Origin of the sequence: Nonomuraea guangzhouensis, assembly GCF_019396345.1 — a bacterium.
Taxonomy (GTDB): domain Bacteria; phylum Actinomycetota; class Actinomycetes; order Streptosporangiales; family Streptosporangiaceae; genus Nonomuraea; species Nonomuraea guangzhouensis.
Map to the genome: position 1 here is coordinate 398,931 of NZ_JAHKRM010000005.1, position 17,977 is coordinate 416,907.

Annotated in this window: 17 protein-coding genes; 9 read left to right on the plus strand and 8 right to left on the minus strand. The window is 66.2% G+C overall.

Annotated features, from left to right (window positions below):
- Nucleotides 1–59: 59 nt before the first annotated feature.
- The 8 genes from KME78_RS12575 (at nt 60) to KME78_RS12610 (ending at nt 9,506) form a co-directional block, all read left to right on the plus strand.
- Nucleotides 60–350: a DUF3040 domain-containing protein gene (locus tag KME78_RS12575; protein WP_219529003.1), complete on the plus strand. Its 291-nt coding sequence runs from the start codon at nt 60–62 to the stop codon at nt 348–350.
- Nucleotides 351–432: 82 nt separating this feature from the next.
- Nucleotides 433–1,350, plus strand: a complete 918-nt coding sequence (locus KME78_RS12580) for a slipin family protein (protein ID WP_246650934.1) — start codon at nt 433–435, stop codon at nt 1,348–1,350.
- A 188-nt stretch (nt 1,351–1,538) separates the two neighbouring features.
- Entirely contained in the window at nt 1,539–2,666 is a 1,128-nt protein-coding gene (gene tal / locus KME78_RS12585) for a transaldolase (protein ID WP_219529004.1), read from the plus strand.
- Entirely contained in the window at nt 2,656–3,897 is a 1,242-nt protein-coding gene (locus KME78_RS12590) for an NAD(P)/FAD-dependent oxidoreductase (RefSeq protein ID WP_246650935.1), read from the plus strand. The genes tal and KME78_RS12590 overlap by 11 nt, the downstream gene beginning before the upstream one ends.
- A 78-nt stretch (nt 3,898–3,975) precedes the next feature.
- Entirely contained in the window at nt 3,976–4,350 is a 375-nt protein-coding gene (locus KME78_RS12595) for a DUF488 domain-containing protein (protein WP_219529005.1), read from the plus strand.
- A gap of 163 nt (nt 4,351–4,513) precedes the next feature.
- Nucleotides 4,514–6,508 carry an aconitate hydratase gene (locus tag KME78_RS12600; protein ID WP_219529006.1) on the plus strand — a complete coding sequence of 665 codons (1,995 nt, stop codon included), beginning with the start codon at nt 4,514–4,516 and terminating at the stop codon, nt 6,506–6,508.
- A gap of 262 nt (nt 6,509–6,770) precedes the next feature.
- On the plus strand, nt 6,771–8,372 hold the full coding sequence (locus KME78_RS12605) for an FAD-dependent oxidoreductase (RefSeq protein ID WP_246650936.1): 1,602 nt from the start codon (nt 6,771–6,773) through the stop codon (nt 8,370–8,372).
- Nucleotides 8,373–8,381: 9 nt separating this feature from the next.
- Nucleotides 8,382–9,506: a polysaccharide pyruvyl transferase family protein gene (locus KME78_RS12610; RefSeq protein ID WP_219529007.1), complete on the plus strand. Its 1,125-nt coding sequence runs from the start codon at nt 8,382–8,384 to the stop codon at nt 9,504–9,506.
- Between the two features lie 196 nt (nt 9,507–9,702).
- Here the strand turns inward: KME78_RS12610 and KME78_RS12615 are convergent, their stop codons facing one another.
- The 7 genes from KME78_RS12615 to KME78_RS67910 all read right to left on the minus strand — a co-directional run bounded on the left by KME78_RS12615 (nt 9,703) and on the right by KME78_RS67910 (nt 16,950).
- On the minus strand, nt 9,703–10,491 hold the full coding sequence (locus tag KME78_RS12615; protein WP_219529008.1) for an HAD family hydrolase: 789 nt from the start codon (nt 10,489–10,491) through the stop codon (nt 9,703–9,705).
- A gap of 7 nt (nt 10,492–10,498) precedes the next feature.
- Nucleotides 10,499–12,955, minus strand: a complete 2,457-nt coding sequence (locus KME78_RS12620) for a glycoside hydrolase family 65 protein (RefSeq protein WP_219529009.1) — start codon at nt 12,953–12,955, stop codon at nt 10,499–10,501.
- A gap of 38 nt (nt 12,956–12,993) precedes the next feature.
- On the minus strand, nt 12,994–13,812 hold the full coding sequence (gene otsB / locus KME78_RS12625; RefSeq protein WP_219529010.1) for a trehalose-phosphatase: 819 nt from the start codon (nt 13,810–13,812) through the stop codon (nt 12,994–12,996).
- Between the two features lie 220 nt (nt 13,813–14,032).
- A complete protein-coding gene (locus KME78_RS67125) occupies nt 14,033–15,001 on the minus strand; it encodes a magnesium transporter (protein WP_219529011.1) in 969 nt (322 codons plus the stop codon).
- Nucleotides 15,002–15,137: 136 nt separating this feature from the next.
- Nucleotides 15,138–16,010, minus strand: a complete 873-nt coding sequence (locus KME78_RS12635; protein ID WP_219529012.1) for a dihydrofolate reductase family protein — start codon at nt 16,008–16,010, stop codon at nt 15,138–15,140.
- A gap of 6 nt (nt 16,011–16,016) precedes the next feature.
- Complete coding sequence (folE, locus tag KME78_RS12640; RefSeq protein ID WP_219529013.1) at nt 16,017–16,709, minus strand: GTP cyclohydrolase I; 693 nt, start codon at nt 16,707–16,709, stop codon at nt 16,017–16,019.
- A 64-nt stretch (nt 16,710–16,773) separates the two neighbouring features.
- Nucleotides 16,774–16,950, minus strand: a complete 177-nt coding sequence (locus KME78_RS67910; RefSeq protein WP_219529014.1) for a carboxymuconolactone decarboxylase family protein — start codon at nt 16,948–16,950, stop codon at nt 16,774–16,776.
- Between KME78_RS67910 and KME78_RS12650 the strand changes: the two genes are divergently transcribed.
- Nucleotides 16,949–17,116, plus strand: coding sequence for a hypothetical protein (locus tag KME78_RS12650; protein WP_219529015.1), 168 nt, complete (start codon nt 16,949–16,951; stop codon nt 17,114–17,116). The genes KME78_RS67910 and KME78_RS12650 overlap by 2 nt on opposite strands.
- 315 nt (nt 17,117–17,431) lie before the next feature.
- On the opposite strand, the gene KME78_RS12655 is transcribed toward KME78_RS12650, so the two are convergent.
- On the minus strand, nt 17,432–17,821 hold the full coding sequence (locus KME78_RS12655; RefSeq protein ID WP_219529016.1) for a VOC family protein: 390 nt from the start codon (nt 17,819–17,821) through the stop codon (nt 17,432–17,434).
- Between the last annotated feature and the right edge of the window lie 156 nt (nt 17,822–17,977).

Genomic DNA, 17,977 nt, shown 5'->3' on the forward strand with positions numbered 1-17,977 from the left:
AGTGTCCAGGTGGATGGAGGATGAGATCGCACCTGGCGACAGCGCCCTGGAGGTGTGTCGTGCTCGACGACTACGAACGTGAAGCACTGCGTGAGATCCAGCGCAGGTTGCTGGTCGAGGATCCGGAGTTCGCCCAGTCCTTCGACGCCGATACGCAACGCCTGAACCGGGCGGCAACACCGGACCTACCCAAGAGGGCCTACACGGTCATGCTCGTCTTCGGCTCGGCGTTCGTGGTGATCTTGCTGCTGGCCGGATCGCCGTTCATCGCCTTGCTGTTCGCCGCGTTGACCATGTGGGTCTGGTACGCACGCGCTCACCGCCAGGAGAACGGTCGTGGACGGCCGTGACGCCGACGGCGCCCGGCAGGAGATAGAGAAGGCCCCGAGTCGTCGAGGAAATCCGGCTTAGGGCAGAGCATCGGAGGATGCAATGATCGACATCATCGTCATCTCTGCGCTGATCGCGCTCCTTACGCTGGGCGCGATCGTGCTCGGAGCGAGTGTCCGGGTCGTCAAACAGTTCGAACGAGGCGTCGTCTTGCGGTTCGGGCAGGTCCGCGCCAACATCCGCGGTCCCGGGCTAACGCTGATCGCGCCGATCGCCGACCGGCTGCACAAGGTCAACATGCAGATCATCACCATGCCGGTGCCCGCCCAGGACGGCATCACCCGCGACAACGTGACCGTCCGGGTAGACGCCGTCCTCTACTTCCGGGTCGTCGATCCGGTGCGGGTGATCGTCGACGTCCAGGACTACGAGTCCGCCATCCAGCAGGTCGCCCTGGCCTCGCTGCGTTCGATCATCGGAAAGAGTGAGCTGGACGATCTCCTGTCCAACCGGGAGCATCTCAATCAGGGTCTCGAGCTGATGATCGACAGCCCGGCCGTGGGCTGGGGCGTGCACATCGACCGTGTCGAGATCAAGGACGTGGCCCTTCCCGAGACGATGAAGCGGTCGATGTCACGCCAGGCCGAAGCCGAACGGGAACGGCGCTCACGCGTCATCACCGCCGAGGGCGAACTTCAAGCCTCGGAGAAGCTGGCCCAGGCCGCCGAGACGATGACCGAGCACCCCGCGGCGCTGCAGTTGCGGCTGCTTCAGACCGTCGTCGAAGTCGCCGCCGAGAAGAACTCCACCCTTGTCCTGCCCTTCCCCGTCGAGTTGCTCCGCTTCCTGGAACGCGCGACGCCGCCCGAGGCCGCCCCGGCGACAGCCACCACTGGCACGTCCACCCCGCCCTCCATCGCCGCGCGAGCGGAGGAGCCATCCATACCGGTCGACCGACCTCTGCAGGACGGCCAACACCTTGACCCTGTCACGTCCAGCGGGGTGCTGGCTGACCGGTAGGCCTCAGTGCTTCCCGGGAGGTGGACGAAGGCCTCCACCGTCATGGAAACCACCTGAACTCGGCTTGACGTCCACCGGCGTAGCGTCGGTGTCAAGAGAGTGATGGCGGCCCTGGTGAAGTCCTCAACGAAAGCGGATGTACGTCCTCGGATGTACATCACCGCACGAATAGGAAAGGGAGCCATGCCATGGCCGATTCACTTGCCGAACTTACTGCCCGGGGGGTGTCGATCTGGCTGGACGACCTGAGCCGGGAACGGCTGGTTTCAGGCAGTCTGGCCGACCTGGTCGCGCGGGACCACGTGGTGGGGGTCACCACCAATCCCACCATCTTCGCGAAAGCCATATCCGGCGGTGATGCCTACAACGCACAGATGAGCGACCTGGCGGCGCGTGGCGTCGAGGCCGCGGAGGCCCTGCGGGCGCTGACCACGTTCGACGTCCGTGCCGCCTGCGATGTCCTGCGGCCGGTCTATGACGCTAGCGACGGGGTGGACGGCCGGGTGTCGATCGAGGTCGACCCCCAGCTCGCCCACAACACCGAGGCGACGATCGCTGAGGCACGGGCACTGTGGTGGCTGGTGGACCGTCCTAACCTGTTCATCAAGATCCCGGCCGCCCGTCAGGGGCTGCCGGCGATTGCCGCGTGCCTGGCCGACGGAATCAGCGTCAACGTCACGCTGATCTTCTCTCTGTCCCGTTACGAAGCGGTGATGAACGCCTTCCTCGACGGGATGGAAGCCGCCCTGCAGGCCGGACGGGATGTGTCAGCGCTCGCCTCGGTGGCCTCATTCTTCGTCTCCCGGCTCGACACCGAGGTCGACGCGCGATTGGACAAGATCGGGACCGCCGAGGCCGCCGGACTGCGCGGCCAGGCCGCCCTGGCCAACGCCCGGCTCGCCTATCAACGCTACGAGCAGGTGCTCGCCTTGCCACGCTGGACGGCGTTGGAGGCTGCGGGCGCGCGTCCGCAGCGTCCGCTGTGGGCGTCGACCTCGACCAAGGACCCGGCCTACTCCGACACGCGCTACGTGGTCGATCTGGTCGCGCCCGGTGTGGTCAACACCATGCCCGAGGCCACCTTGCGCGCGGTCGCCGACCACGGCCAGGTGCCGCCCGACTCGGTACGCGAGCACTACCAGCACGCCCAGCAGGTACTCCAGCGGCTGCAACGGCTGGGCATCGACTACGACGACGTCGTGCAAAGGCTCGAAGACGATGGTGTGGCCGCGTTCGAGGCGAGCTGGGACCGGCTGCGCGAGCAACTGGCCACCACCCTACGAGCAACCGACAGAGGTGCTGGACATGGCCGTTGACATGACGTACCTGATCGCCGGAGCAGGTCTGGCGGGGGCCAAGGCCGCCCAGACCCTGCGCGAGGAGGGCTTCCAGGGACGGATCGTGCTCGTCGGTGAGGAGAGCGAACGCCCCTACGAGCGGCCGCCGCTGTCGAAGGGCTACCTGCTGGGCAGAACCAAGCGGGAGGAGATCTACGTCCACCCGCAACCGTGGTACGGCGAGCACGACGTCGATCTGCTCCTCGGTACGGCGGTCACCGGCATCGACCCCGCCGGGCACGAGGTGAGCCTGTCCGACGGCAGCCGGATCGGCTACGCCAAGCTGCTGCTGGCCACCGGCTCCTCCCCGCGGCGGCTACCGATTCCGGGCGCCGACCTGGATGGTGTGCTCTACCTGCGCCGGGTCGAAGACAGCGACCGGCTCAAGGCGGTCTTCCCAACCGCGTCCCGGGTCGCGATCATTGGCGCCGGCTGGATCGGGCTGGAGACCGCGGCCGCCGCCCGCGCCGCCGGAGCCGAGGTGACCGTCCTGGAGAGCGCGGAGTTGCCGCTGCTGCGGGTGCTCGGCCGCGAGGTCGCCGAGGTCTTCGCCGGGCTACACCGCGAGCACGGGGTCGATCTGCGCTGCGGCGTGCGGGTAGCCGAGATCTTCGGCCGTGGCGGCCAGGCTATCGGCGTGCGGCTGGCCGACGGCAGCCAGATCGACGCCGACGCCGTCATCGTCGGAATCGGCATCACCCCCAACACCGGGCTCGCTCTCTCCGCGGGGCTGGAGGTGGACAACGGCGTCCGGGTCACCGCGCGACTACGCACCTCCGACCTGGACATCTACGCCGCCGGCGACGTGGCCAACGCCTTCCACCCTCTGCTGGGCAAGCACATCCGCGTCGAGCACTGGGCCAACGCGCTGCACCAACCGCAGGTCGCGGCCAAGACCATGCTCGGCCAGGACGTCCGCTACGAGCGGCTGCCGTACTTCTTCACCGACCAATACGACCTCGGAATGGAGTATTCCGGCTACGTCGAACCTGACGGATATGACGAGGTGATCTTCCGCGGTGACGTCAAGACGCGCCAGTTCATCGTGTTCTGGCTGCGCGACGGACGGGTGCTGGCCGGTATGAACGTCAACATCTGGGACGTCAACGACGCCATCCAGGATCTCGTGCGCGCGGGCAGGCGGGTGGACACCAGCGCGCTGGGCGATCCCAGGACACCGCTGGGCTCGCTGGTCGGCGCTTCGCCCTGAACAACGGCGGGTCAAGGCGTCGAACCGTAGACACCCGCGAGCAGATCGTGGACTCGTGCGATCGTGAGGAGGCCAGCCATGGAAGGCAAGGACAAGGGCAAGGGCAGGATTCAGGTACGTCGGGTCTATGAAGAACCGGCGGCAGGTGACGGCACCAGGGTGCTGGTCGACCGGATCTGGCCGCGAGGGCTGACCAAAGCCAAGGCCGGCCTCGACGAATGGTGCAAACAGGTCGCCCCCTCAACAGAGCTGCGCACCTGGTATCACCACGACCCCGAACTCTTCGCCGAGTTCGGCCGCCGCTACCGCAGCGAACTCCAAGCCCCCGAACGGGCGGACGCGGTGACGCACCTGCGCAAGCTCGCCCAAGACGGCATGCTGACGCTCCTCACCGCGACCAAACAGCCCGAGATCAGCGAGGCAGCCGTGCTCGCCGAACTGCTCCAGCACTGACCACGGCAATCGACAAGGAAACTCGTAATCGAAGAGGCCGCTACGCGCAGGCGCAGGCTCTGGACCTCCGTCCCGCCGACGGCCGACAGCAGGCGGAAAGCCATCGTGGCGGGAGTAACGCCCGGGTGGCGACAAACTCTTGAGGTAAGCCGGGAGGCGCAGCATGGGGCACAACGTCGCGCAGAAACTTATCGCCACCCACCTCCTGTCCGGCGACATGACCGCCGGGCAGGAGATCGCCCTGCGGATCGACCAGACCCTCACCCAAGACGCGACCGGCACCCTGGTGATGCTCGAACTGGAAGCACTCGACCTGGACCGGGCCCACACCGAGGTGTCGGTACAGTACGTCGACCACAACCTGTTGCAGACCGACAGCAAGAACGCCGAAGACCACACCTTTCTGCGCTCGGCTTGCCATCGATTCGGGCTGTGGTACTCCAAGCCGGGCAACGGTGTCTCCCACCCGACCCACATGCAGCGCTTCGGCATCCCCGGCAAGACGCTGGCCGGCTCCGACAGCCACACGCCGACCGCGGGCTCGCTGGGGATGCTCGCGATCGGCCTGGGCGGCCTCGAGGTAGCGATGGCGATCGCCGGTGAACCGGTGTACCTGCGGATGCCCGAGATCTGGGGGGTACGGCTGACCGGCGAACTGCCGGCCTGGGTGAGCGCCAAGGACGTCATCCTCGAAATGCTGCGGCGGCACGGCGTCAAAGGCGGCGTGAACCGGATCATCGAATACCACGGTCCTGGGCTGGCGCATCTGACGGCCATGGACCGGCATGTGATCGCGAACATGGGGGCCGAACTCGGCGCGACCACCACGGTGTTCCCGGCCGACGATCAGGTCCGGGATTTCCTGCGGGCAGAGCGGCGCGAGCACGACTTCGTCGAACTGCTCGCCGATGCGGATGCCTCCTACGACGTCACCGACGAGATCGACCTGTCGAGTCTGGAGCCGCTGATCGCGCTGCCCAGCTCACCGGGGAACGTGGTCACGGTGCGCGAGGTAGCCGGTCGGCAGGTGGACCAGGTGGTGGTCGGCTCGTCAGCCAACCCAGGGCTACGCGATTTCGCCGTCGTCGCTGCCATCGTTTCTGGGCGGCAGGCGCATCCGAGGGTGTCGTTGGACATCAACCCGAGCTCGCGGCAGATTTTGCAGGACCTCACGAAGATGGGTGCCACGTTCACGCTGATCTCGGCCGGTGCGCGGCTGCACCAGTCCGGCTGCATGGGCTGCATCGGCATGGGTCAGGCGCCGGCCAACGGGCGTAACAGCCTGCGCACCGTCCCCCGCAATTTCCCCGGCCGGTCCGGAACCCGTGAGGACTCGGTCTTTCTCTGCTCCCCCGAGACCGCCGCCGCGGCTGCTCTCACCGGCCAGATCACCGACCCTCGCGACTTGCCGCACCGGCTCGGCATCGACTATCCGCACCTGGAGTTGCCCGCCGAGTCCAGCGTGAACACCGCCATGCTCGAACCGCCGCCCTTGGCGCGCGCCGATCAGGCTGAACTGGTCAAGGGCGCGAACATCTCCTCGCTGCCCGGCTTCCCGCCGCTGCCCGACCGCATCGAGGCGCCGGTCGCGCTCAAGGTCGGCGATGATGTGTCCACCGATGAGATCCTGCCCGCCGGAGCGCGGGTGTTGCCCTACCGCAGCAACATCCCCAAGCTGGCCGAGTTCACCTTCGCACAGATCGATGAGGACTACGTCGGCCGGGCACACGCCTGTCGCGGCAGCGGGCACATCGTGGTCGGCGGCGCCAACTACGGACAGGGCTCCTCGCGCGAACACGCCGTCATCGCCCCCCGCTATCTCGGCCTGCGCATGGTGCTGGCGGTGTCCTTCGCGCGCATCCACTGGCAGAACCTGGCCAACTTCGGCGTGCTCGCGTTGGAGTTCACCGACCCCGACGACTACCACCGCATCGAGCAGGGCGACGTTCTCGTGCTGGACGGGCTCAGGCACGCGATCGCCTCCGGCGGCACCGAGATCACGGTGCGCAACACCAGCCGAGACCAGCAGTACTCCACCCGGCACCGACTGTCCGACCGGCAGATCGCGATGCTGCTGGCCGGTGGGCTGATTCCCTGGCTCCGCGAGCGAAAGAGCAGCCGATCATCCCAGCCGCCCGCCTCGCACGACGTCAGGTAAACATGAAGCTCTCGCCACCGCCCCGTCCGCCCCATGCTCCAGTGCCTTATCGCCAGTCCCAGCGCAATCGGCATTGGTGCCGCTCCCTTTTTCCCCGCGTTCGTGGCGCACATAAAATCAAACTGAGTGAGTGCCTAAGAAGGGTCAATTTACCGGCTGGACGAAAGGCAGCCCACTGGAGGGACCCGTTCGCGGAGCTATAGATTACGCGCATCTGGGAAATTTTACCCGGTCATCACCGATACAGCTTCCGCTTCTTGACATGGCCGACAGATTACGAAGTACCGTTGAGATGGTGGAGGTTCTACGCACAGAGGTGGCCATCATCGGAGGTGGCCTTGGTGCCTGTGCTGCGGCATTGGCAGTCACACGCCTTGGACACCGGGCAATACTCACTGAGGAGACCAGCTGGATCGGGGGGCAGTTGACGAATCAGGCTGTTCCACCTGATGAACATCCGTGGATCGAGGATTTCGGCGCCACTGCCAGCTATCGAGCATTGCGAACCGGCATTCGTGACTACTATCGAGCTTTTCTGCCGCTCAAGCCCGAAGTCCGCGCCGATAGGGCGTTCAACCCGGGTAATGGTTGGGTGAGCAAGCTCTGCCATGATCCACGCATCGCTGTCGCGGTACTTCACCAGATGGTCATACCGCACCAGTTGGCTGGGCGGCTATTCGTGCTACACCCTCACCGGCCGGTCGCGGCATGGAGTCACGGAGACCGAATAGTCGGTGTGGTGGTGCGGAGTATCGAGTCGGGACGGGACGTCCTGATCGAGGCGCCGTTCTTCATCGACGCAACGCCCTACGGCGACCTGCTCGAGCTGGCCGGGGTCGAGCACGTAATCGGAGCGGAGTCGCGTGCCGAGACCGGTGAGCCACACGCGGCAGAGCAGGCGGATCCGCGAGACCAGCAGGCGATTACCGTCTGCTTCGCCATGGAGCACCTCCCTGGTGAGGACCATACGGTCGACAAGCCACTGCAGTACGAACTCTGGCGTGACTTCCACCCGCCCGGGTGGCCTGGCCGGTTGCTCAGCTGGACGACCATGCGGCCGGAGACCAATGAGCCGTTGACGCGATCATTGTTCGAAGCCGATGACGATCATCCATGGTGGCGATTCCGCCGCATCATGGATCGGAACAATTTCGTGGGTGATTTCGCGCGCAGCGATATCACCGTGGTGAACTGGCCGCAAAACGATTATTGGTTCGGCCCCGTCGTCGGCGTTGACGAGGCGGAACAGGCGCGCAACATTGAAGCTGCGCGGCAACTCAGCCTCAGTCTTCTCTACTGGCTGCAGACAGAGGCTCCCCGCCCGGACGGTGATGTGGGCTATCCCGGACTGAAACTTCGCGGTGACGTCGTCGGAGGAACCGCCGACGGACTGGCACCAGCGCCATACATACGGGAGAGCAGGCGGCTGAAGGCCGAGTTCACCGTGCTGGAGCAGCACATCGCTCATCCTCTGCGACCCGATGGGCCTGAACTCTTCACCGACTCCGTCGGCATCGGCTCCTACCGGATCGACCTCCACCCGAGCACGAGCGGGACTCTCTATCGCGATATGGGTTGCTGGCCGTTCCAGATCCCACTCGGGGCGATGATCCCCGTGCGGGTGGAAAACGTGTTGCCCGGCGGGAAGAATCTGGGCACCACCCACATCACCAACGGAGCGTTTCGCGTACACCCCGTTGAATGGAATGTGGGAGAGTCTGCGGGAGTTTTGCTGGCTTTCTGCCTCGAGCGGAAGACCACTCCACGACAGGTTCGCGAGCGGGAAGGCCTGCTCGACGAATATCAAACCCTGCTACGCCAACAAGGTATTCAGCTGACCTGGCCCTCGATTATTCCTTTGTGAGCAGCCACGATGAACATCGACACTCAGCCCTTGCGAATCGGGATCTCTGGATCCTATGGCGGAATGAACCTGGGGGACGAGGCGATCCTGCAGGCCATTCTCGCTCAACTGCGCGCGAGCCTCGTCGCCGAAATCACCGTCTTCTCTCACAATCCGTCGGACACTCTTGCCCGGCATCGCGTCGAGCATGCGATTTCCGCCCGACTGCTGCCAAAGAAGGAGGCCAGACAAGTGGTCAAGGAGTTGGATCTCCTGATCCTCGGCGGTGGCGGCATTCTTTACGACGGGGGCGCCGAGGCATATCTCCGTGAAGTCTTTCTCGCCCATGAACTCGGCGTCCCGGTCTTCATCTATGCGGTCAGCGCTGGGCCGCTCAGGACTCCATCCGCCATGCAGGCCGTTCGGGATGCGCTTAACCATTGCGCCGTCATCACCGTGCGCGATCGATTGGGCTACCGACTGCTGGAGGACGTCGGCGTCCAGAACGAGATCCACCTTACCGCCGACCCCGCCTTCCTGCTGGAGCCGGAAGAGATGCCGATCGACGCCCTCGTAGCCGAAGGCGTCCAACAGGAGCGCAACCTGGTCGGCTTCTCCGTGCGGGAGCCAGGTCCGGCCGCACCGGACATCGATCCCGAAGATTACTATGCGCTGCTCGCCAACGCGGCCGACTATGTCGTCGAACGCTACGACGCCGAAGTCGTGTTCGTCCCGATGGAGAAGACCGACGTCCAGCACAGCCATGCTGTGGTCGCCCACATGCAGAACGCGGAGAGCGCCGAGATTCTGAGGCGCAGGTACTCGCCGGGCCAGGTTCTCGATCTGATGAGACGGTTTGAATTCGCGGTCGGCATGCGGCTTCACTTCCTGATCTTTGCGGCGTTGCAAGGCACCGCCTTCTCGGCACTTCCGTACGCATCGAAGGTGGTCGGCCTCCTCGAGGACTTGAAGATAGATTCACCGCCGCTGGCGAACATGGGAATCGGACAGCTCATCGCGCACGTCGACCGCTCGTGGGACACTCGCAAGCAGATTAAGGCGAAAATCGAAAACCGCCTTCCGTCGCTGATACACCGAGCCAATCAAACGAACGCACTTCTTTCTGATTTCGCCCGCAAAGAGCCGCCGAGCTGAGGTAGAAATGTGGAGCAGCCGACCGATCGGGGTCGGATGCTTGGTCGGACCAGGACGTAGCCATGCCGGTGTGCGCTGTAGCGGCTGCGAGTTCGCTCAGCACAGCTCTGCGGTCGATGCGGTCCAGTCGTTCCGCATCGACGTGCCTGCGGTGACCGGCACCTGTGGCGGGCTGCCGGTCGTACACGACCTGTTTCTACCGTGTCGTCCTCAGCTGGTGGGAGGCGAGGCCGCGCACGTCGACCTCGTCCAGGGTGGTGACCACCAGGTCGGCGTGCGCGGCGGTCAGCAACTGCTGGTCATCGGCGCGAGCGACGCCCAGCGCGGCCATCTTGCCGGCTTTGGCGGCCCGGATCCCGCTGACCGCGTCCTCGACGACGAAGCAGCGCTCGGGTGCGGCTTTGAGCTCGGCCGCCGCGGTCAGGAAGATCTCCGGGTCCGGTTTGCCCCGCGCCAGGTCGCGCCCGGACAGGTCGGCGTCGAAGAAGTCGAGCAGGGTCAGCCCGGGGTGGACGAAGTCGTAGGTCAGGCCTTCCTGTTGGGCGAAGGTGTCGAGGTGGATGTGCTTGAGGAAGCGGTCGGCGTTCTTCGACGACGAGGCCGCTGCCGCCGGGATGCCAAGGTCGCGGACGGCCATGACGAACCGCAGCGCGTCGGGATAGGCCGTGAACTGTCTGGCCTCGATGAGCCGGACGATGAACGCCTGCTTGCGGGCGGCGTAGGTCTGCGTCCGGGCTTGGGGGTCGGGGAATTGAAAGTGTTCGAGGGCCGCGAGCGCCCCGGCCGTGCGCGGTTTGCCGGAGATGACGCGCTGGTAGACCTGCGGGGTGAAGGCATCCTCCGACCAGGTGGTGTGCTCGCGAATGTCGGCCCAGTCGCCCTCCATGAGCTCGCGCAGCGCGTCCTTCCAGGCGCGCTCGTGCGGTGAGTCGACGAGGACGCCGTCCACGTCGAAGATCGCGCCGTCGAATCCGCCGGTCGCCATGGCGGGCTCACCTCCTGTCGCCCGCGTCACGTGGAGGCGGGGAGGACGCCTCGGCGGGCAGCTTGAACACGCACGTGCCGCCTGGGCTCAGTTCGTGGATGTCGGGGCCGACACCGACGCGCAAGGGCCAGCGGAACCCTTCGGCCTGGGCGAACACGATGAGCTCCCCGCCCTTGACACTCACCCGCAGCGAGGTGCCACGAAAGCGCATGCACAGCGCCACGCCGTCGAGCCGGTCGAGCAGGCGCGGCTGCAGGCGCAGCACGCCGTCGTCGCCGATGCTGCTGCCCATGAAACTGCGCTGCAGCAGGTCCAACGTGCCGGACATGACGCCCATGTGGATGCCTTCCTTGGTGGTGCCGCCCTGCACGTCGCTGACGTCGCTTTCCAGCGCCACCAAAAACCGGTCCCAGGAGCTTGCCGGGTCAAGGCCGGCCAGCACGCCGGCGAAGGTGACGAAGCTGAGCGTCGAGCCGTGGGAGGTGCGGCGGTCGTAGTACTCAATGGTGCGCCGCGCCAGATCCCGGTCGTAGCCGTATCCGAGTCGCTCGAAGACCGCCCGTAGCTCGTCGTGATCGAACAGGAAGAACAGCATCACCGCGTCGGCCTGCTTGGCCACCTTGAAGCTGTTGGGGTCCTTGCCCTCGGCCTTGAGGATGCGGTCCATGCGCTGGATGTTGGGATAGGTGGCCCGGTAATGGTCCCAGTCGAGCTCGTCCAGATCGGCGTAGCCCTCGAACTGGCTGATGACGCCATCGTGGAAGGGGATGTACATCCGGCGGCTCATGTCCTCCCAGACGCGTAGCTCCTCATCGGTCACGTGCAGGTATCTGCGCAGCATGGCGGACCGGCTGGCAGGGAGCAGATCGAGCACCTGCGGCATGGTCGCGGAGATCCAGGCCGCCATCGCGTTGGTGTAGGCGTTGTTGCGCAGCCCCGCCTGCTCGGCGCCGGGATAGCCCTCGTGGAACTCGTCGGGGCCCATCACCCCGTGGATCTCATACCGCTGCCTGCCGAGGTTGAAGTGCGCGATCGACGCCCAAAACCGCGTGATCTCCAGCATCAGCTCGGCGCCGTAGTCACGCAGAAACTCCAAATCGTCGGTTGCCTGGTAGTACCGCCATACGTTGTAGAAGATCGCCGCGCTGACGTGGCGCTGGTTGTGGCTGAGGTCGGGGTCCCACTGGCCGGACAGCGGGTTGAGATGAACCTGCTGGGTCTCCTCGGTACCGTCGCTGCCGCTCTGCCAGGGGAACATGGCTCCCCGGTAGCCCGCCTCGCAAGCGGCGGCCCGCGCCTCGGCCAGCCGCCGGTAGCGATACAGCAGCAGCGCCCGCGTGATCTCCGGCAGACGCAGGTTGAGGTACGGGTAGACGTACAACTCGTCCCAGAAAACATGCCCGCGGTAGGCCTCCCCGTTGAGGCCGCGGGCCGGCACGCCGGCGTCGTGCCGGGCGGTGTGGCGGGAGCACACCTGCAGCACGTGGGCGATGTGCAGGCGCAGCAGCAACTGGGCGCGGGGTTCGCGGGGCAACTGGATGTCGCAGCTGTCCCACAGTTCGGTCCACGCCGACTGATGTTCGTCCAACGCGTCGTCGAAGCGCGGGTATCGCAGCACGTGCCGCCCAGCGGCGGTCAGCGGCTCAGTGATCGCGTTGTCGCGGGAGGTGAACAGCGCGACCATCTTCTCCACGCGGGCCGGCTTGCCCTGCTCCACGTCGAAGGCGAGCACCTGCTGGATGTAGTCCTCCATCTGGTGCAGGCTCCGCTCCACGCCAACGGGGCCGTTAAGTTGAAGCCGCTCGCCCAGAAACACCTGCGTTCGCGCGGCTTCGGCGACGTAGATGTTCGACTGACGCGTCTGTACCTTGAGCGCGATGATCTCGGGCCCGAACGTGCGCGGCGACACGGGGTCGAGGTGGCGCCCCTCCAACTCGCGGTAGCGGGCGACCATATGATTGGTCATCCGGCCGTCGAGCGCGGTCACGACCTCGACGCGCCCAGACCAGTTCTCCGGGACCAGCGTCCACTCGATCCCTGCCTGGTGACTGTAGGCCATGCTCACGAACCGGCGGCTGGTCAGAGTCGTCACGCGGCCCGCGTGGTCACGGAAGCGCAGATCGCGCCGGACCAGCGCGAACCGGATGTCGTAGGTGTGCTGGTAGTCGAGCAACTCCACGCTGCCGAACCTGACGGCGGCCTCGCCCTCGATCCTGAGCTTCAGCACCAGCCAGTTGGGCAGGTTGACCAGGTCCTCGTTCAGCACCGGGTAGCCATCGAAGATCGTGGTCTCCCGGTTATAGCCGCCGTGAGCGTAGGTGCCCGGATAGTGGACCGAGCCCATGTCCTCCCACTCGGCGGTGCCGCGCGTGCAGAAGTAGCCGTTGCCCGTCGACGTCAGCGCCTCCCGCAGCGTCTCGGACGCCGGGTCGAAGCCGTCGTAGGTGAGATCGAAACCTTGCATGGCGCCCCCCGAGCGCGTCCAGCACGGTCACAGCGCGGTCAATACCCCAAAGTGGTCAGGAAGCGCTCCACCTCCTCCGGCGAGGCCAGCGCGAACTCCGCCTCCGTCGGCCGGCCCGCCACCTCAGTGTCATCAGGATGGCCGACGATGATGCCGATTCCGCGACCACGCAGCACGCGGAAGGCGTCTTCGTCGGTGACGTCATCGCCCAGGTACAGCGGGACGAAGATCTCCGCGCCGAGGTTGAACACCTCCAGCAGGTAGAGCACGGCCCTGCCCTTGTCCCAGTCGACCTTCGGCTGGATCTCATACACCATCTTGCCCGGCATGATCTTGATTTCGTCGGGCTGTCGGGCCTGCAGCGACCGCACCACGGCGACGACCCGGTCACGGTCCTCCGCGGCCGCGAGCCGGTAGTGCACAGCGACCGACGCCCGCTTCGGCTCCACGATCACACCATCGAGCGACCCCGTCTCGGCCCACAGCCGTTCGGCAACCGCGGCGATCAGACCCGCCGATCCAGGCGCCGGATCGTGTGCGATCACACCCTCGCCTGGGCTCCAGATGTCGAACCCATGGCTGCCCGCCACGACCAGGTCGTCGATGCCCATCAACCGCTGCACGACCGTCCGGTCCCGGCCGCTGACAACGCACACCGGGCACCTGGCGGCGAGATGCCGCACGGTCTCGCGCATGCCGTCCGAGATCACGGCGTCTTCAGGCCGGTCGACGATGGGCGTCAGCACCCCGTCGTAGTCCAGGAACACCGCAGGGCGACGACCTGCCAGCCGCGTCGCCAGCCGCCCGCGGTCATGAAGTGCGCTGGGCAGGTCTCGAACGGTCCCTGCTGGACCCATCCGACGTCACCCCCCGCGGCTCACCGAGCCTGGAACGTCCCCGTACCCTCCAGGGTGCCCCTGAGACGCAGCCCGATGCAAGCCGTCACATCACCGGGTAAATCCAAGGCGAATCACCATCGGCTACCTCTCGGGGCTCCACCACAGCCTGTTCCGCCGGATGGGCAAGGCCAAGATGATTCTTTTCCCCGCCCAGGTGGGAGACGTCAGCTGACGATGATCAGCGAGGTGAGCAGATACACCGCGATGGACACCAGGTCCTGTACGACCGTGGCCAGCGGTCCCGAGCGAACGCCGGATCCTGGCCGAGCCGGTTGAGCAGCCACGGCAGAGCCATGGCGAGCACCGAAGCTACTGAGCAGGCGGCGAAGAGAGAGATGGAGGCGGTGAGGGCAACCTGGGCGTCGCCAAACAAGAGGGCGAACGGAAGGAAGGCGACGGCCATGGCGGCGCCGATGATGAGGCCGGTGATGGCCTCTCCGCGAACAAGGCGGCGGATGGAGACTCCGACGGAGAGTCCCCGTACTACGACCGCTTCGGTTTGCGTGCCCACCGCGTCGGCCATGTAGACGACGCCGGGCAGGAAGAACGCGAGGGTGACGTTGGCGGCCAGCTGTTCCTCGAACGAGCCTACGATGCCGACTGACAGCATCGCGCCGAGAAGTCCGAGCAGCAGCCAGGGAATCCGGTGGGCGAATCGCCGACGCACTGGCTCTTCTGCGGCGGTGCGGGCGGTGGCGGAGCCCTGGAGGTAGCCGCCGAGCCTGGCCATGTCCTCATCGTGTTCCTCGAGCAGGACACGGAGCAGCCGGCGCGGGGGGATCAGCCCGTGGAAGTGCCCGTCGGGGCCGACCATCGCGAGGCTGCTTTCTGCGTGCTGGACGGCCTGCCAGGCGGCGATCTCCTGATCCACGCCCGGGGTCACGGTGGGCGGGTCATGATCGGCGAGCTCGCCCACGGTGATAGCACCGTCGGCGGCGAGAAGCCGCTCGATGCTGACCAGCCCCTGGAGCCTGCCATCCTCGTCGACCACCACGATGTCGCAGGCGCAGTCGAAGTGGCGACCCAGCATCCGCGCGCGGGCATCTCCCACGCTCACCTCGGGCCTGAAGGTCGGCACCTCCGTCACGACATGCTCGGCGGCCGTGCCCGTGAAGTCCGCACCGCCCGTGAGCGGGCCGACCGTCACGGTGCGTGGCCTGGAGCTCTAGGCGGCCGAACGCTGTATGGGAGCCTCGCCGGCCCGTCGATCCGCTCGAGCCGGACGATGTCGTAGCTTTCATCGCCAACAGCGCGGCGGCTGCGCGCGCTGCCGCTGTCCGCCGTCACGGTCTGCTCCCCAGTTGCTCACTGCGGTGAAGCCGATAGCGGAGGAACAGGTACGACGCGCACCGGCGGACGCTGACCAGTTCGGCGCTCTCCCGTCTACTGGGGAGCAGCTCCAACCCGGTGACCAGGCCGGGACGCGAGGTGTCCGCGCGGCCGGCGATCACCGGGGAAAGGGTGAGGAAGAGTTCATTGGCCAGGCGGTCGCGGACCAGGTGCCCGAAAAGGTGCGGGCCGCCCTCACTCAGCACCATGGTGTGCCCGCGATCACGGATGGTCCGCAGCACATCCGCCATGCGCAGGACCGGGCCGTCGCCCAGAACGACGACGGTGCAGGTTGCCGGGAGACGCTCGTCAAGCAGCCGGGCCCCGGCCTTTGTGGTGAGGATGAGCGCACCGGCTTTGAGCCCAGGATGGCTGGTCGGCACGTCCCCGCTGGCCGTGACCACAGCCAGCTCAGGACCGGCGGTACGCCCTCGGCTGCCTCGCACATTCGCGAAGTCGGCGGCGGCCGCCGGGTAGACGTGCTCAGGCGTCCACCGATGGCCCAGGCTGGCCCGCAGGGTTCCGGCACCGATGACCACAACATCGGCGAAGGCGCGCAGCAGCCCCATGACGAACCGGTCCGCCGGTGCGCCGCCGCTGATCGCCGAACCGGAGGAAGGGTACTGCGGGCCGAGAGCGACCACTCCATCCAGTGAGGCGACGAAATTGGCGTACACGCACGGCTCGGTGAATCCCAGATCCCCGCCGTAGGCCGTGGCGAGCGCCGAGGGCAGGCCTCCAGGCGGCAGCCCGGCCTGCTCATACAGCAAGTTCAGCAACTCCACCGGTGCCTGGCCAGCGGGATGTCCGGCTTTGTGCGTTGCCATACCCGGTCAACCTCGGGGACCGCACAGCCCGATGAACTCGGCGCGCAACTGCGCATCGGCGTCGTAGTTGCCGCGCCAGTAGGTGGTGCGGGTGCTGGATTCGATCTCCCGCACGCCGCGCATCTGCGTGCACAGGTGCACCGCCTCCAAGTGCACCGCCACACCGTGCGGGGCCAAGATGCGCTCCAGTGCGTTCGCGAGTTGCTGGCCGATCCGCTCCTGCACGGAGAACCGGCGCGCGAACAGTCGCACCAGCCTGGTCAACTTGGAAAGACCCAGGATGTGCTCATGCGCGATGTAGCCGATGTAGGCCCTGCCGAAGAACGGCAGGCTGTGGTGCTCACACAGGGAGAAAAACGGAATCGGTCCCTCCACCACCTGACTGATACGACAGTCCGAGCCGCCGTGGCATTCGGTCGGAAACGCGGTGACCAGCTTTTCATCGCCCTCGAACCCGCTGGTCGCATCGAAGATCGCGCGCAGGAAACGGCGTGGTGTGTCCACCGTGGACGATGACCCGACTGGCATGCCCATCGCGGTGAAGATCTCCTTCATATAGCCTTCGAACCGCTGCCATTGCTCCGGAGCGATCTGCCTGGGGCAGACGGCCTCCCACTCCTCGGCAATCGCCCCAGAGACCGTCACCGGCAACTCAGTGACATCCGACGACACCCCCACGTGCTCGGTATGGTCGCTCACCTGTGCCACCTCCTCACAAAATTGATCCGCGCGCGTCGCGCGCCGGCAAGGCTTGCGGCGCTCATCAGTCCTGATCTGAAGCTGCTTCGCCCATCGCGTGCAGGGCAAGGTTGGCGTGCGCGTAGGCGCCGCCAACGCGCATCTCCGCAGCCACGCATATCGCCTCCATGATCTCCTCCGGACTGACCCCTCTGCGGCGGGCTAGACGGGTGTGCCGATCGTTGCAGTAGGGGTACTGCATGACGTTGAGCGACCGCCACTGCGATCAGTTGCTTGGTCTTCTCGCCCAGCGCTCCGTCGGTGACCACGGCCCGGCTGAAGTTCTCGAACGCCTCATGAATACCCGGCGCGGCCACATGTACGACATGTCCCAGCTCAGCGGCCATACGACCCTGTCCGGTCTATGATTCGTCCAGCAATTCACATCCTCGGCCGCATGGATCCTTCATCCGGGCGCCGCCAGCGACTCCGGCCTCCGTGACAGAAACCGCCGAAAATGCCAGCGTCTGGTTCGGTGAGATGCTCCGGCCGCTGCCCAGCCCCTGGGGCGAACAACGGCGCCACGATCGCCTAAGCGGCCTTCTCGCCGGAAACTAGTTGCACCGCCGGTCCCGTGGCGGCTGATGCGATCGTGGCCGACGCCAGTCCGAACACGGCCAGCGGTCGACCGAATCGGCCGACGGCTCGGCGCTCAGCGCGACTACGCAAGGACAGGCATGTCCTCACCACGCATAGATCCGCCTCATGATCTTACGCCGCACCGCCAAGTCCGGGCCAGGATAGGCCACCATCACCGGCACACCGCTCGGATCACTGCCCTCAACCAGCGTGAAGCCGTCACCAGTCCGCGTGTGGACATGGGCTTTTGCGTCTTTGAGGAACTGCTCACAGCGCCGCAGATCCTGCTCGTCAGCCGCAGTCCAGATCACGTACTGAATGCCGACGGTGCCCAGCGCGCGAGAGGCATCGCCACCCATTGCGCGAAGGTAAACCTGGAGGTTGTCCGCGCTGACCAGCAGGGCCGCAGTGGTACTGCGGACCGTGACCTCCATCCCCAGGAGCTCACGGTAGAAATCCACGCTGACGTCCAAATCGCGGACGAACATCACCACCGATGCCAACTGCACTCGGGGGGCGGCCTCTGGAAGGGAGGCACGCTGGGCATCTCCCGGCTGAACAGGGCTACTGTCCGCGGCGGATTCCCAACGGTCAGATCCGGATGCAGAACCCGGTCGCATGCCGCCCCCGATCTTCCCTCGCAATCGCGA